Below are 14337 nucleotides of genomic sequence, written 5' to 3'. Positions count from 1 at the left end.
GTGGTCCTTAGACTACAAAACTCGAACTCTTTTATGGCTGATTTGCACAATGCAGCGGGTTTAGAGGATAATTCGTGCAATTTTTGAAGTTGGAAATAAGCGGCCAAAATTAGAATTGGCCGCTTATTTTTTATGCTCTATCTCTAACGGATATGAGTAATGCTATAGTATCGTTTGAGCCGAATGTTGATCAACTTAATGAGATAAAAAACTGGTTGCTAATTGAGGATCAAGAAAAGCGGTTTGCAGGTCTCTATTGTAACTGGAATAGCATTGAGTATTCTCTTGGTAGAAAAGAGATAGCGATTATTTTACTGGGTGAAATGCCCATCGGTTTTTTGACTTGGTTTAAAAATGAACGTGCAGCAACTATACAGTTCACTGAAAAGGGCGACTTCTTTTTAGAAGAAGGACGAATTTGTAAGTATGCGGGGTTTGTTGGCTCCCAAAGAAAATAAATACAGGGTTTTTACTGACAGTCTTGATCATAACCTCCAAACACATCCCAAAGATACTACAAGCCTGTTTTTTCGGGCATTACTTTATCTGCGCTTTAATAGCCTTATGGCCAACCCAGACTTGGGCAGCACAAAGGCGACCAATAATTTGCGGACCGCTAAAGCGATGACGGACCGCGCAGACAGCCTGAAAATGAAAAGCCTTTATCTGAAAGTGTTGAGAGCTGAGATTTGCAGGGAATTGAACAGCAGGTACGCGCCGGTAGATCTCTGGCGCTTCACGGACCAGCAGGCAGCGGAACGAAAAAAAAAGCACCTGTATTACATGGAACTCGCTAACAAATATTATGATGAGCTGGCTGTGCTCGACAGCGCCAATGCTTATGATTATCAAAAATTACAGGTTAAAAGCGACTATTAAATATTGGTAGTGAATAGGGAATATGGGTTCCTAAAGCAGCAAATCTTTAAATTGATAATACCGGGTTTAATAGTCTTATCAATGCCGGTTTGCTGAATTTGGTTAGTGGGCATGTATAGCCTGCAATCTTTCTTTAAAGGAATTGGCTATCACGGCTTTTATAAAAGGAGAGGCATTTTGAAAGGTGGTATGTTCCTTTACCACCGGCAGGTCGAAATGAATCATCAGCTTGGCAAAACATTCGTCCGCAAAGGAATTAGAAACGATCTCAACACCTGAAAAATCGAAAACGATCTTCTCGTTTTTTTCGATCCCTTCGATGATCTGTTTACGCATAGCTGCGCCTGCCACCCTGGTGGAAAGCTGTTTGCCGATATGTAAAAACTCGATGCGCATCATTTTAATTTATACAAAAATACAAAAAAACCTTAGCAAGGTTCATTATCCTCGCCGAAATACTTGTCAATGAAAAAGTCATAATCGTCAGGCAAGGTATGATGAGCGGGCATAGTGTCCTTGTAATCAACCGGAATATCCATATTGATCCGCAGGGACACTAAAGTTCCTTTATAAAAATCACCTTCCTGTATTTCATAATTTCCATGCGTGGCCAGCAGGTAATGATCGCCGTTCTTTAAAATAAATTGCGAAGTTGCAAATAATCCAAATCCCAGTCCTTCACCATTCGTGACACCGCGTTGTATACAGAGATCCAGTGCTTCAGCTTCCGATACCTGTTGGTATTTGCTATCCGGATGAGTAGTCAGCGAATGGTGGATGCCATTTCCGTTATCACAGATCGTGAGCCTTATCTCCTGCTTATTCGGATATTATTGAGCAGATACCAAGCCGCCATTTAACCCGGAACTATGGTCGGTCGAACCCTATTTGGCCGACAGGACGTTACCCGCCTGGAAATGGCATCCAAAATTTGAAAACGGTAGCAGAAAGTTGGCCAAACCAATAATATTTCCGGCTAAATCCGATTGGAATATCAGGTGGGTAAAGGATGGGCAGTCCATAAAGGAAAACAAAGTAAAGCGCTTTTTAAAAACAGAAATTGACTTCAGTAATTTTATTGGAATAGAAGAATTACCACTCAATTAACACGCTGCTTAAACACCTGGCTCCGGCTCCTTATATTTAATAACATTGATAATTGTTTGCAGTATAGCGGTAGTATCCCCGACCTCTTCATGCGATTCATCCCAATAACCCTGGTGCTTCTTATAACAGCCCGTGCGCTGTAACCGAAGTAACATAGCATTTAAGTCTTCGCCCTCTACATTTAATTTTGCTTTCACCTCGCTTTTAAAATCTTCCCAATAGCTGCTGGTTCGCTGTAATGGGTTGAGATTATCCTGAACGGTTGCGGCATGTTTTTCAAATTCATATTTTACAGATAGTATGATAAACTCTCGTTCGGTTAACTCATCAAAAATCTGTCCGTAATCTTCAAATTCATCAATGTTTATGTCATCTCTATACAGGGATTTTAAAATATCGGCGAATGCTTTTATTTTCAGTTTGCTTCTATTTTGAAGCACATAATTTACGGTTGCAAAGTAGGCATGTAAATAATCATCATTAGCAATTAATTCTTCGGTTAACTCTATATCCCCATTATCCAGTTGATCAAAAAAAGTGCGGAGCCTTTCGGCTTTTAAGTTAGTTACATAGCTGCTTAATATCGTATCTCCGGCAGCACCTATGGGTAGGTCTTTAACAGTAATACTTTGGATCAATGCTTTTACAATCCACTTCTTTTCATAAAGCTCATACAGTTTGATAACAGACGATTTAACGGTTTCGACAGTGTTCATATTTATCAAAGCTATCTTATCTTAATTACATATCAAACTATTATACGGCCTCAATCTTTAATTTATTCCACCCTAAACAACCGAAAAAATTACCCTGTCTTTTTAAGTAGGTTAACCTGTTACCGTTTGATTTATCTTGTAGGCCCTGCGGTTGATCTTTTGTTAGGGTAGCGCCTGATACCGGATTGTCCGGGCGCTCTTTTGTGATACAAGATTATAAGTTCGCCTATAGGAATAGCTGGTCTGTAGCAAAGCGAAAGATCAACTATTCCGCCCCATTCGCAGGCTTGAAACGACAAACTGCCTTTCCGAAGTAATTCGGAACGAGCACCCGAAGGGCATCGAGGTGTACCGATAGGTACGCCTCGATGGTTTGTGGTTGAAAGCCTGAAGAGAATACCGTTTAATGATAATAAATTACACACGCTTCATATTGCAAAACTCAATTTCCCCGGATTCAGGCAAAGCATTATCTGCATAAATTGTCCATGTAATATGATTACCCATATCAGTCGAAAAATCATTAATTGGTATGGCCGTAAGTAATACCCGCGTCCCAGGCAAAACCGGCTCATATCTCGCAGGACCGTAGTGTTTTGGCTGTGCTATGGCACCTTGATAATGCCAGTCAGCATTGGGTGCAACTAAGTCCCGCACAGTATTGTCGGCTTTTATTCCTTCGGTGTTTTTGTTGCGTTGATCATAATCATTACCCTTAATGCAACATTTCGGTATCGTTAAAACGATATTTACATATTTGGCATAAATATTACCGACATTCTCAGCGTAGATATTCAACCAGTAACCGTTTTGCTCATATCCGCGCTCTGCTGCTGTGAAAGCTGTCCCCGGTTTAAAGCTACCCTTTCTGAAAATTTCAAAATTAACGTTAATTCGAGGATTTTTTTGCCTGCCCATGATATCCCTGATTTCATGATCGAAAAGTGGCTCGACCATAAAATTATGACGGCGGTAATATTTCTTATCGTCTGCCTGATGCGCGGTTTCTCCTTTGGGTACTTCCAGTATATAAACCACCTTATCACCGGTGATGGTGATGACGTTAATTTTCAGGCCATGTATACGGGGTCTAATTTTAGCGTTGAGTATCTGCTCCAGCCATTCTTTGGTAATATCCATTCGATCTATTGGGTCGATTTTACCCGGCAGGTGTTTATTTGAGTGATCTTCCGCAATCCCGTAAATCAATATACCACCGTTAGAGTTAGCAAACGCAGAAGCGTCTTTTGTAATTTCCATTACTTTTTTATCATCGCGCTGCAATGCCGCTGCGGCCTTAAACTCTAATTCCGGATTTTCTTCAACGCCATTGGCAATTAATTGGTGGAGATAATTAAGATCGTATAGCATAAGGTCAGATTGCTTTTGTCGATGTGTAATGATTATTAAAGTTACTGATTGGGATTGGAATTTTGTTTAAAGATAGGGACAAGAGCAAGGCCATAGCTGGCGGTAAGCGCAGAAATGCCCGGGTTAAGCGTAGCGTACTGTGGCATTTCGGGACGTGCGCAGGGTGTCCGCCAGCTATGCGCTTGCTGCGCGGGTGACAGGCGGGTGAAGGAATGAATGCAAGCTTTAGCTGCGTGAATGACTGAACCGGCATGGCGCACAGGCCCAACCTTAAAAAGGTCTTGCAACCGATTAGGGATAGGAGCGACATCCTGCGTAGCAGATACAGCGGATAGCCCGGTCCCGGTGGTAACCGGGAAACGACCGACACTTCTATCAAACTAAATTTCCAACACAATAAAGCATGTGCAGCGACGAATTTCATAAATTTGGCTTCTCTAATTATTTGATCTTGGAAGAAGCAATCGTAATATCAGCAACGGAACGAGTACCCGCAGAATGGGTCGATGATTTTGTCAAAGAAGTAGACCGCGAAGATTTCAAGGTCAAGAAAATTGTTGCCGAAGATATGGGGCTAATGGCCGCAATTGAATGGACAATTCCTACGCTGGTGGTCGCCTATTTATTAAAACCGTTCTTCCAATCTTTTTTAGATGAAGCCGGTAAGGATGCTTACGCACATGCCAAAGTTCAGCTCAAAAAATTTCTAGCCAAGAACAAGGCCATAAAAATCAGGCTTATGGCCGCTACTCAGTCTATCCATAAACTATCCAAAACTTATGATCAATCGCTCTCTGTTTCGATTAAAGCAAGGATACACGAACGGTTAACGGTCACCGTGTTATTTGGCGAGAATGTTCCCGATGAAGAAGGTTCGCAAATGATGGACGGGATGTTTCAAATTTTAGAAATGCTGTATGAGCAATGCCAGAAAGAAAGCCCGGAAACGGAAGAAGCAAGCAAGGGTTTTAGCCATAATAATGTTTACCTGGTAGCAAACAATGATACCAAACAATGGGAAATATTGACAAACCAACAAATGACGGCTAAATATCGAAATATAGTAACTTTGGACGATCTAAACGAGGCTAAAAATAAAGAAAGCAATAAACCAGAATCACAACCTGTAACTATGACTGAAGTATTTATTTCATATAGCTGGGATACCCCCGAGCACGAACAAAAAGTAGTCGATCTAACCAATCACCTGCGTAGTAATGGCTTTAATGCCACTATCGATAAAATGATCAGCCAGGAAAAGACGGCTATCAATTTCGTGCGGATGATGCACGAGGCATTATTGTTGCATCCGAAGGTAATTGTGATCCTGTCGAAAGGTTACAAACAGAAAGCGGAATCCTTCAAAGGCGGGGTTGGCGAGGAATACGAGATTCTGATCAACGATATTAAAACGAACGAACGTAAATATATATTGGCCAGTTTTGAAGGAAGGGGTGATGATATTGTTCCTATTGGATTGAAAGGACGAGATATAGTCGACTTATCTCAACCGGATGAGGAGAAACGATTGTTGGAAAAGCTACTTGACCACCAGCGTTATCAGTTTGTTGAAGTGGGCGATAAAAAACCAGAGCTATCAACGATAGCGCCGCAGCCGTTCACAACCGCTGGAATAAAGGTGCCGATTGAAATATTACCGCCGCGCGTTACGCCAACCGGAAACGCTGGTTATACTGGTGACCAGTATAGAGATGTAGAATTGGTTATGAATATTGAATTCAAAAATGTGTCTTCAAAGCCGGTGACAGAATTCGGTGGACAAATAAAGATTAATAAGTTTATAGTGCCTGATTATCGGGATCATACCATTGAGGGCGACATGGTTTTATTAGATGTTAGCGTTGCGCGCAAAGTTTTTCCTGGTCAAACTACAATGGGAAAGCAATGGCAATTTGAACTAAACCGTGGCAATATACAGCGAGTAATAGATACTGAAATCATTGTGACAGTATATACCGAGGAAGGGAATGCCGAAGCTAAGTTTAATTTCAAAGATGTGGTTTTCTTAAAACCACCGAATAAACATTGGATGGATGCACAACCATTGACCCTAAACTTGTTCGTCGGTTGAACCCAAAGCGTCCTCTTTTTGCTTAAATGGGGCCAAGCGCACTTTAATTGAGCAGAAGTAACATATACTCATAGCTAAAAACGCCAGAGAATGATATTGCTGTTGTTCAAAATCATATCGTTTCCGGGAGCTATTCATGGAGTAGTGAGATAATAAACCTCGTTTGTCATAAAGTACATTTAGCAGTTTTAATTTGGGGTCGTCATTAATATCTTGATTTTGATATACTTGTTGTTCAAACCATGATTTATGAACTTGTTGATTCGGCTTATCAAGCATTTCAAAAGTTTGTGCAATACCGTATTCAATCTCAAGGCTTTGCATAAATGCCTCGATCATGAAATTTTTATTGGTGTTACCCTCGCTGAATAAACCTTCCAGCACCAGAAAAAAATTGAGAAAGGAAATGATATATAATTGCTCAAAATAAAAATTAGCACCGAGTCTGTAAAATGACAGCGGCTCTTTTAAATGCTTAACCATATTACGATGGATAATTGTGCTTTGTAGCCATCCTTTGGTCATCTGACGATTATTAGCAGCATAGTCCCGGTTGGCACTATAGCTGTTAATAGCGATTTGTGACTGTTCTTTTTCATTTTCGGCTATCCAGTGTATACAAGGGTTTTCGTAATGAATCTTTCGGAATCCAAGATCAAGGGCAGCAAATGATTCCAAATATTGCAGCAATTCTATTTGTTCCTGAAAAAAATTTCCTTCCGGCAGTACGATTTCTTTGATTTGTCCATCAGCGTGATTGATACGCGGAATGTATTTTTCATAATTAGCAAAAGGGCGCTCAATGGTTACACGGTTTAAGCGATGACGTTCGTCCGGATAAAACTTGACTGTATAAGGATGAAACTTTTGGTCAATCATCTCATCGGCCAGCGTGTCAGTATCGATTTCGCATTCTATTAATAATATCATACCTTGATATATAAGCGTTAAGACTTGATAACCTGCTCTGCCTTAACACTGTTGATTACGCTATTTGCCGGAATGGTCAGCGTCAGGCTTTTTACAATATTGATTTGGCCAGCATCTTCAAAATAGCAGTTTTCATCCTCCAGCGGATAAGTAAACACTAGTTCCAATGGCTTGTCCGGTTGCGCCGGGTCTTCAAACTTTTGCGGGATAGTGATCTTTTCAAATTCAATTTCATCAATCAGATTTTCACAAAATTTAGTTAAGTCTATTTCCTCGTTCCTGACATAGAATGGAACTTTTTCGATAAACTCGTCCGGCCACTCTGAAGACATATCCAGTGTCATCGTGTATTTTCCGTGCATTTGCGTAATTCGGTTTTTCCAGGCTATTTTCCCTTTTTCAATGCTACCAAAAAAATGTGCAAGCGAATGAGCCTCCAGTTCAGTAAATTCTTCAAATGACAACTTCCGCACAATCTCCATCGTCATATTTTGATCCACAAAATCTGGATGGAAAGCACAATTAATTGACTCGTAATTGTTTGAGCAGCTTGGATATAAGATCGCGTTAGGTCGTTCTTCCGGCTGACAATCATAAAGTATTTTATAGGCAATCGGACCGCTTTGCAGATAATTTCCAGTTAAAAACAGCTGACTCAACTGATTGTATACAAAAGTCTGTACTTCCTGAAACTCAGGTCCTGCTTTAGCAAGTATCGTTTTGATCGCGAAATTTACACGTTCTGTCATTTGGCCAATAAGATACTGATCACCCACTATTTCGGAAAATGTTAAACAATTATAAATTAACGGCCCTCCATTTTTCACCCGCCATTCCGACAAATAAAACTGATCGCCTTTTTTAATTGGCGCAAGAGAATTTGTCTTTAATTCTTCCATCGCCGTCTTAGCATCCATCGCACCATAAAACACCGGAAAGCCCGGAACACTGGCTCTTTGGTAACTTTTTACAAATTCTTTAGGGGGATAAGAAAAAGTTTTAGGATTGGAAATGTCCTCCTGACTATCTTTTGAAATAATCCGCGCCCGGTAAATGGTCATAGGGTATTCAGGTTGTTCAAATATCATGTTCGGAAAATACTTAAGCGATTTTTTCATTAGCAGATAGGCCTCTTCAAGCGGGAGATTAGATACTCCGTTCAAAGCATGATCCCATGCAAGAAAATCGCTTTTGATTTTATCTATTTCTGCTGCTGCATCCATCTTGCTATTCATTAAAACTGTTAAAAATAAGCGGTGCCAGCGCTTTCCATTCGGATTGTAGTTCGGCTTTGTCTTGCAATTCTAAAACCTGAAATAACTGATCGAGTAACATTACCAGTTCACCAAGACAACGTTGATAGATCACAATGTCATATTCAATATGTGAATTAAGCAACTCGTGGGATTTTGGGCTAAAGTGTTGAAATTGGGACAGGTATTTAAACATAGCGGCAATATTGCTGTGTGTTACCACACCCCGCGCTTTAATAAATTCCAGTTTTTTAGCTTCGCTAATAAAGCCTTTGCCGTTACCATCAGTCTGGTTAAACAGGTCAATGAAATAAGGGCTGGTGTTTGCTCTTATCTCAGAGTTTTTCTTCCATGCACCAGCTGCTGTAAACAAATCAGCATTTGCCCTTTTAAATTCATCTTCTACATCGATGTCAGGTGATGATTCAACCTCGTTCAATTCATCAATATATTTTTCAAATTCGCGTTCCGAATTAATCCCTTTTATACTGCTTAATATAAATTCCTTATGAAAGATGGTCAGTTCATTCCCCAACGCATGTTGTTCAGGATCGGCCAATGCTACTGTTCCAAAAAGATAATAGCTATTGATAATGTCATCGACAATTGCTCTGTAAATAACATTAACACTTGTTTTGAACCGATAGTCGTCATAAAGCAGACGAAGTAGGTTATTGGCAGCATCGAGGTTAAACCGGGTTTTTGCGAGCAGTTGAATGAAAGCTGAACAATTCGTCAATTGGGTTTGTCCATTGACGGCAACCAAATATTTAATCTGAAAATCAAGGGCGTGGTTTTGCCAAACTATCAAAGAATCTAATTTATGGCTAAGTTGCAAGTTTAGTTCTTGACTGAAATGTCGCTCATTATAAGTCATCGTATTAAATTTTAGTTGTGGTTTTTCTGCCGCCATCGCGGACAGAAGTATAAACGGACATATCAAACGGTGTCAAGCTGTCTAAATGTTCTTTCCCTTGCACGAATCTTTTTGCCAGATCTTCGATCATAAAAGCCGTCACAAAAGACGCGTTCATAATGGCAACATACCGGCCTATAGTTGTTTCGTCTGTGGTGGAACTGAAACTTTGCACAACTCCCACATAACTTGGATGGGTGTGCATAGATAGATAAGCATATAAATCGGTAAACATTTGTTCACTGATCCCCGTCTGCTTGATTAACTGGTCGTAAGATACCTGCCTCAATGGCTTTTCCTGTAAGCTTGCTGTAGTAAAGCGCCAAGCTGCTTTATCGAGTAAAAACTGCCGTGTTTTGTTATCGAGGTTTGAGAAGTAAGGCAAATTTGTGATCGTTTGCTCAACAACTTGCTGATAATTTTGATCTTCCAGTGTTTTAGCCGACAAGCTTGGCGTTTTGTTGGTGTTTAGTTTTATCCTGTTTCTTAGTCCGTCTAATTCCCATAACCTAAAGCGCAGAATATTTTCTTCCATGTTATTACAGGGAAGAAACAAATGATAAAATAAGGCGTATGTTTCAAACTGCATTCTCACTGTTGAATAAATGGCCGAGAGGTCTTCAAAAGACTGAATAGTTTTATCAGGTAACTCCAATTGTTTTTCGGCGAATAATATTTTAAGTGTAAATGCCTGGTTTAGAAACTTGATACCAATTTTTGGAGCAAAAGCAAACCATCTGTTGTCATTTTTTAAGGCATCATCAGTCTTGTGATTAATATGATATAACAATTCCACCAGAAAATCGTATCGCGTTAAAGCTTGTTTTATCTCGTTTTCCAACATTGATTTGCAAATTTTCAATCCTATCAGGCACAAATTAAAATAGTTACTGCGCATCCTATTTGCGCAGCAGAGATTATATTATAAAACAATGCTGTTAAAATGGCAACAAGGGTTTGAAACCCAGCTTAAAGCTATTCGTCTCTGTAAATGCCCTGGTATATTCTACATTTTTGTACCCGGCATTTTCGATCGTGTTCATTATGGCAAATATTTCTTCTTGTGTTGTTTTACAACCGAATATAACCTCCGTAAGCATTTCCTTTTTAAAAGCGTTGGTACCAGGTGTTGCACTGATACTTCTGTATTCTTGTTCATAAGCCCAGTCATTTGATTTTGTAGACAGCATGACTAAGGCCCCGACACGATTATTTTCGTAATAATTTCTTGGAACAAAGTCATCCGTGTAACGAACCTTGACCACGAAAAGCGAAATATCCATGTAGGGGTTAAAAACAAGGCATAGCCCACTGTGATTGGCGGCATAATGCGACCACATTAGGGTGTTTTGAAAATTCTCTGTAAAACAACAAATACCCTGTCCGTTAATCGTATCGTCCATAGATTTCCATTGTGCGTCTGCAAGTTTATGAGGGTTTTGTACCAGGTAGGCGATCTGTTTTTCCAATGGTATTTCTCCGGTGGTATAATTCCGGGTACAAAACTCTATGACATCGTTTTCGGTAGGTTCAAATTTTAAAAGATGCTTATAACAATCAAAGGGATCGTTAAACGTAGAAGGCCGGGAATGCCATAAATATCCGTCTTTTAAACTTATATGAAGATTGGGGTTTATAGCAGAAAATTTATAAAATTTCTGCGGCAACCCGTCAGGCAAAAACTCCTGCATGAACCAACCCTGCCGGGTAAGTTTATCAGGGCTATCGACTGCTGTTCCCATAAATATTATTTGCTAAATTTTCTGAACGCGCTCACCATCTGAAAAATAAAATAAGCTACTACGATCCGGCTAATTAAATCCCAGAAATACACCCAGGACGAGAACTTATCCATATCAGCAGCAATATCCGCCAGCCTATGCGTAGGATTTAAAGTAGTTAGCCAGGTTTTGAGATTATCCCAGGCAACAATCCTGCAATTAAAAAACACGTCATTCATAGACCGGGCAAACTTCGTATAATCCAGCTGTTGCGATGTCAAAAGTCCAATAGGTATATAGCTCAGGAATGAAAATACGATTAGTCCCACGAATGCCCGGAGCCAGCTTTGCCCAAAGTTATTACTCTTACTAGTATACATTATCAGGAACTCGCTCCATTTCCGCGGCTGCTCATACCGGGTGATTTCCTTATAATACTCCATTTCCCACCGCTGAAATTCATGGGACAATGGGATATCACCTTGTTTTTGCGCAGCGAATTTTAACTGGCGGTAAATCTCCTTTTTTGAATTCAGCAATGCCAGCAGCGCTTTTCTTGCATTACTGATTCTCAGTTTATTCTTCGTCTTCTTTTCCGCCGTAAAAATCTTTCGCTGATTAATTAAATGCGCATCCTCTAACTGTTGTTTGCTAAACCAGTTCACTAGTGAAATCGAAATATCTGTCAGGATCACGTTATGAAAAGATAAATTGTCAAAGGATCTGAAGTTTGTTTGAAAGAACTGCGCCTTCCCAAAGTTGCTATCATTACAATAAAAGGCGGAATTTCGCACTACGGCATTATTATCTTCTTCATACCATTCATTGACAGATGCCCGAAAGCCTGAAAAGATGAGTCCGCCTTCGTTTATTAGCCCTTTGATCTTGACCTGACCGACCTGCATACTTTTAAGCGTAATCTTTGCATTGATGTTATAACCGCCCATTTGAAGGGTTCTTACATCTAAATGGTCAAAAAGTATATTCCCGGATAACATGGAAGTGATATCCAAATTGATAATTATAATTCTCGGTAGTTCGGCAAACATATCCTGCACACCAAATACATAAAAACCATTTAAGAATTTGGCGCTGCTGATGTAATATTTAGAAATGCCCACCCCTGGTTTGATCTGGCCTGAATGGTAATTTATGGTGAAGGCTTTTTCAAATATTGAGTCAATGATAGTTAAGCCTGACTCCCGCGTTTCATTTAAAGAAAAATAAATTTCTTCTTTGAATGTCCCATCATTAAAAATTATTCCCTGAGTGAATTTGCAACTGTCCATGTGCAAACTACCCGTAATGACATTAGCTTTGGTAAAGGCAATCATGCTGCTAACAACATTTCCAAACCTCGCGTAAGTGTTGATCTTGTTTCCAACCAGAGAAATGGTTTGTGTTATCGCTGAGCGAAATATATCCAGTTTTTCATAAATCGTGCAATTCTCCAGTGTAAGGCCCTCCACCTCGATAGTCATGCTATCAATATGCAATCCCCGGGAGAAAACACAATTTTCAAAGACCAAACTCCTGTTTAATTTGGTATGATTGCCTGAAAACTCGACAATACCATTAAAGGTACATCCCTTAAATACGATACTTACCGAATCAGGCGTAATCAGTTGATCGTATTGATCGACAACTATATTTCTAAAAACGGCTGCTTCGCTAAATTCACAATCTTCAAACAGTAAGCCATTTGACAGTTTAGTGCCTTCAAATAACACAAGGCGCCTGAATTTAATTGCCTCAAAGTGGACAAACTTCGCTAAAAAATCGGGTTCTTGAATTTCAAAAAAATCTACTTCCAAACCTTCGTGATGCTGCACAGTATCGGGATCAAGCAATTCAGCTTTAAGATCAAATGCTGGTTTAGTTTTAGGTTTGGGCATATATTAAAAATTGACAAAGCCAGGAACGGCAAATACAAATATCATAAAAATAAGCCAGCTTTGGCTCCCGGCTTATTTTACACCTATGACTCGTCTTGTATAAACTAATTACCTTTGTGACACTGTTTTAGAAAATAGGCCGCCGGAAAATGTTGAAAGGTCAAAAACTGTACCATGCTTCGTTAAAATGGCCGGTAAATGTATGTGTTTAAGTTTTTAAATTTATCCATTTAAGATACCAGATGATTATAACCGGTTCAAAAGAATTGATGGCACATATGCAGGGAAATTTCCCCAAAAGGCTTCAGGGATATAATGCTGAACATGACGTACAGCCGCATATCATTTACAAGAAGGTATTTAAAGGATATACCTTTAACGGCAACTTTGGCGCCTTATTTAAAAACTGCAAATTCATTGACTGTCATTTTGAAAATGTGTTTGGTTTTTTCTTCCTGTTTAATGACTGCAAGTTTGAAAAATGCTCATTTATAAATTCTCGTTTTTCACATTTTGAAGAGGAATGGACCGGGCTTGAGTTCCATAAATGCCATTTTAAAAGCGTACAATTAGATGAAGGCACATTTTTCAATGTGTTTTTTTATGATTGCAATTTTGAAATGTTCCACATGATTGATTTTTACAGCATTGATAATGCATGGTTCACAAATTGCTATATTCAATCCTCTCAATTTCAATCTCTAAACTATTATAACAACGAGGTTTTTACCGGCTTTGAGTATCCTGATTTATGTTTTGAAAATTGCACTGTTGATGGTAGCGGTTTTTCTAATACTGATCTTAGAAGTAGCATATTTCGAAATACCATTCTGTATGATACCTCCTTTGTCAATTGCCGCCTGAATGAAAACACTATTGAAAAAACCGAAAAGCTGAAATTTGAAAGTAAAGCCACAGTAGATTTACAAACTATTATTAAAAGCGAAGATTTAAACTTCAATATTTTAAAAGAATACTTTAACATTAATGACCCCAATATCAAAGACGTCATTAGCAAAATCACGAGCAAAGTGGAGTTTAAAAATGTATTTATATCCTTTAGTTTTAAGGACAAAAAATTTGCGGAACGTCTCCACAAGGAACTGACGGCAAAAGGTATTCGTTCATTTTTTTGGATGAAAGATGCACCCCCTGGCGAATTGCTGGAAAATATCATGTCCAGCGGTATAAAATCGCATGATAAAATATTATTCGTCGCATCAAAGGATTCCATAAAAAGTCCCGCTTGTCAATTTGAATTAAGCGAGGGGCGCAGGAAACAAAATGAAACGTGGGAAAGTGTCTTGTTTCCGATCCATATTGATGATTTTCTATTTACGGTTGCGAAAAATCAAATTCGGCCAATTGAAAAAGCTGACGAGTACTGGGAGAATATAGAAGAGCTAAAAAGAATTAATTCAACCGACTTTTCTGAGTTTAACCAAGACAGGATTACT

13 protein-coding genes are annotated in these 14337 nt (G+C 39.3%); 4 read left to right on the top strand and 9 right to left on the bottom strand.

The window, feature by feature from the left end; genetic code table 11:
- Positions 1–152 precede the first annotated feature (152 nt).
- Together ABIN91_RS00095 and ABIN91_RS00090 are read left to right on the top strand one after the other, a co-directional pair.
- On the top strand, positions 153–458 hold the full coding sequence (locus tag ABIN91_RS00095; RefSeq protein WP_348047137.1) for a hypothetical protein: 306 nt from the start codon (positions 153–155) through the stop codon (positions 456–458).
- 106 nt (positions 459–564) lie between these two features.
- Entirely contained in the window at positions 565–879 is a 315-nt protein-coding gene (locus ABIN91_RS00090) for a hypothetical protein (protein WP_348047135.1), read from the top strand.
- Positions 880–981: 102 nt separating this feature from the next.
- On the opposite strand, the gene ABIN91_RS00085 is transcribed toward ABIN91_RS00090, so the two are convergent.
- From ABIN91_RS00085 to ABIN91_RS00075, 3 genes are all read right to left on the bottom strand, one after another.
- Complete coding sequence (locus tag ABIN91_RS00085) at positions 982–1278, bottom strand: STAS-like domain-containing protein (protein ID WP_348047133.1); 297 nt, start codon at positions 1276–1278, stop codon at positions 982–984.
- A 716-nt stretch (positions 1279–1994) separates the two neighbouring features.
- The gene (locus ABIN91_RS00080) at positions 1995–2702 is read right to left on the bottom strand and encodes a hypothetical protein (protein WP_348047131.1); all 708 of its coding nucleotides are present in this window, start codon (positions 2700–2702) and stop codon (positions 1995–1997) included.
- Positions 2703–3119: 417 nt separating this feature from the next.
- Entirely contained in the window at positions 3120–4073 is a 954-nt protein-coding gene (locus tag ABIN91_RS00075) for an ATP-binding protein (protein ID WP_348047129.1), read from the bottom strand.
- Between the two features lie 451 nt (positions 4074–4524).
- Between ABIN91_RS00075 and ABIN91_RS00070 the strand changes: the two genes are divergently transcribed.
- Entirely contained in the window at positions 4525–6165 is a 1641-nt protein-coding gene (locus tag ABIN91_RS00070; protein WP_348047127.1) for a toll/interleukin-1 receptor domain-containing protein, read from the top strand.
- On the opposite strand, the gene ABIN91_RS00065 is transcribed toward ABIN91_RS00070, so the two are convergent.
- The 6 genes from ABIN91_RS00065 to ABIN91_RS00040 form a co-directional block, all read right to left on the bottom strand.
- On the bottom strand, positions 6145–7095 hold the full coding sequence (locus tag ABIN91_RS00065) for a hypothetical protein (protein ID WP_348047125.1): 951 nt from the start codon (positions 7093–7095) through the stop codon (positions 6145–6147). The genes ABIN91_RS00070 and ABIN91_RS00065 overlap by 21 nt on opposite strands.
- 17 nt (positions 7096–7112) lie before the next feature.
- Positions 7113–8318, bottom strand: a complete 1206-nt coding sequence (locus ABIN91_RS00060) for a hypothetical protein (RefSeq protein ID WP_348047123.1) — start codon at positions 8316–8318, stop codon at positions 7113–7115.
- 4 nt (positions 8319–8322) lie between these two features.
- Entirely contained in the window at positions 8323–9261 is a 939-nt protein-coding gene (locus ABIN91_RS00055; protein WP_348047121.1) for a hypothetical protein, read from the bottom strand.
- Positions 9230–10108, bottom strand: coding sequence for a hypothetical protein (locus ABIN91_RS00050; RefSeq protein ID WP_348047119.1), 879 nt, complete (start codon positions 10106–10108; stop codon positions 9230–9232). Before ABIN91_RS00050 ends, ABIN91_RS00055 begins: the two co-directional genes overlap by 32 nt.
- 94 nt (positions 10109–10202) lie before the next feature.
- Positions 10203–11006, bottom strand: a complete 804-nt coding sequence (locus tag ABIN91_RS00045; RefSeq protein WP_348047117.1) for a DUF2971 domain-containing protein — start codon at positions 11004–11006, stop codon at positions 10203–10205.
- A 5-nt stretch (positions 11007–11011) separates the two neighbouring features.
- Complete coding sequence (locus ABIN91_RS00040) at positions 11012–12880, bottom strand: hypothetical protein (protein WP_348047115.1); 1869 nt, start codon at positions 12878–12880, stop codon at positions 11012–11014.
- A gap of 242 nt (positions 12881–13122) precedes the next feature.
- Here ABIN91_RS00040 and ABIN91_RS00035 point away from each other — a divergent pair.
- On the top strand, positions 13123–14337 hold a 1215-nt coding region (locus ABIN91_RS00035; protein WP_348047113.1), incomplete at its 3' end, for a TIR domain-containing protein.

The sequence above is a fragment of the Mucilaginibacter sp. genome (genome assembly GCF_039921305.1).
Lineage (GTDB): Bacteria > Bacteroidota > Bacteroidia > Sphingobacteriales > Sphingobacteriaceae > Mucilaginibacter.
The sequence above is the reverse complement of the archived record's forward strand: the minus strand, read 5'-3'. Positions and strand labels throughout refer to the sequence as shown.

What these genes read in the sequence shown, in the direction of transcription:
- ABIN91_RS00090 (WP_348047135.1), top strand. Translation starts at nt 565, where the DNA reads ATGGCCAACCCAGACTTGGGCAGCACAAAGGCGACCAATAATTTGCGG.
- ABIN91_RS00040 (WP_348047115.1), bottom strand. Translation starts at nt 12,880, where the DNA reads ATGCCCAAACCTAAAACTAAACCAGCATTTGATCTTAAAGCTGAATTG.
- ABIN91_RS00045 (WP_348047117.1), bottom strand. Translation starts at nt 11,006, where the DNA reads ATGGGAACAGCAGTCGATAGCCCTGATAAACTTACCCGGCAGGGTTGG.
- ABIN91_RS00050 (WP_348047119.1), bottom strand. Translation starts at nt 10,108, where the DNA reads ATGTTGGAAAACGAGATAAAACAAGCTTTAACGCGATACGATTTTCTG.
- ABIN91_RS00075 (WP_348047129.1), bottom strand. Translation starts at nt 4,073, where the DNA reads ATGCTATACGATCTTAATTATCTCCACCAATTAATTGCCAATGGCGTT.
- ABIN91_RS00095 (WP_348047137.1), top strand. Translation starts at nt 153, where the DNA reads ATGAGTAATGCTATAGTATCGTTTGAGCCGAATGTTGATCAACTTAAT.
- ABIN91_RS00065 (WP_348047125.1), bottom strand. Translation starts at nt 7,095, where the DNA reads ATGATATTATTAATAGAATGCGAAATCGATACTGACACGCTGGCCGAT.
- ABIN91_RS00085 (WP_348047133.1), bottom strand. Translation starts at nt 1,278, where the DNA reads ATGATGCGCATCGAGTTTTTACATATCGGCAAACAGCTTTCCACCAGG.
- ABIN91_RS00060 (WP_348047123.1), bottom strand. Translation starts at nt 8,318, where the DNA reads ATGGATGCAGCAGCAGAAATAGATAAAATCAAAAGCGATTTTCTTGCA.
- ABIN91_RS00055 (WP_348047121.1), bottom strand. Translation starts at nt 9,261, where the DNA reads ATGGCGGCAGAAAAACCACAACTAAAATTTAATACGATGACTTATAAT.
- ABIN91_RS00080 (WP_348047131.1), bottom strand. Translation starts at nt 2,702, where the DNA reads ATGAACACTGTCGAAACCGTTAAATCGTCTGTTATCAAACTGTATGAG.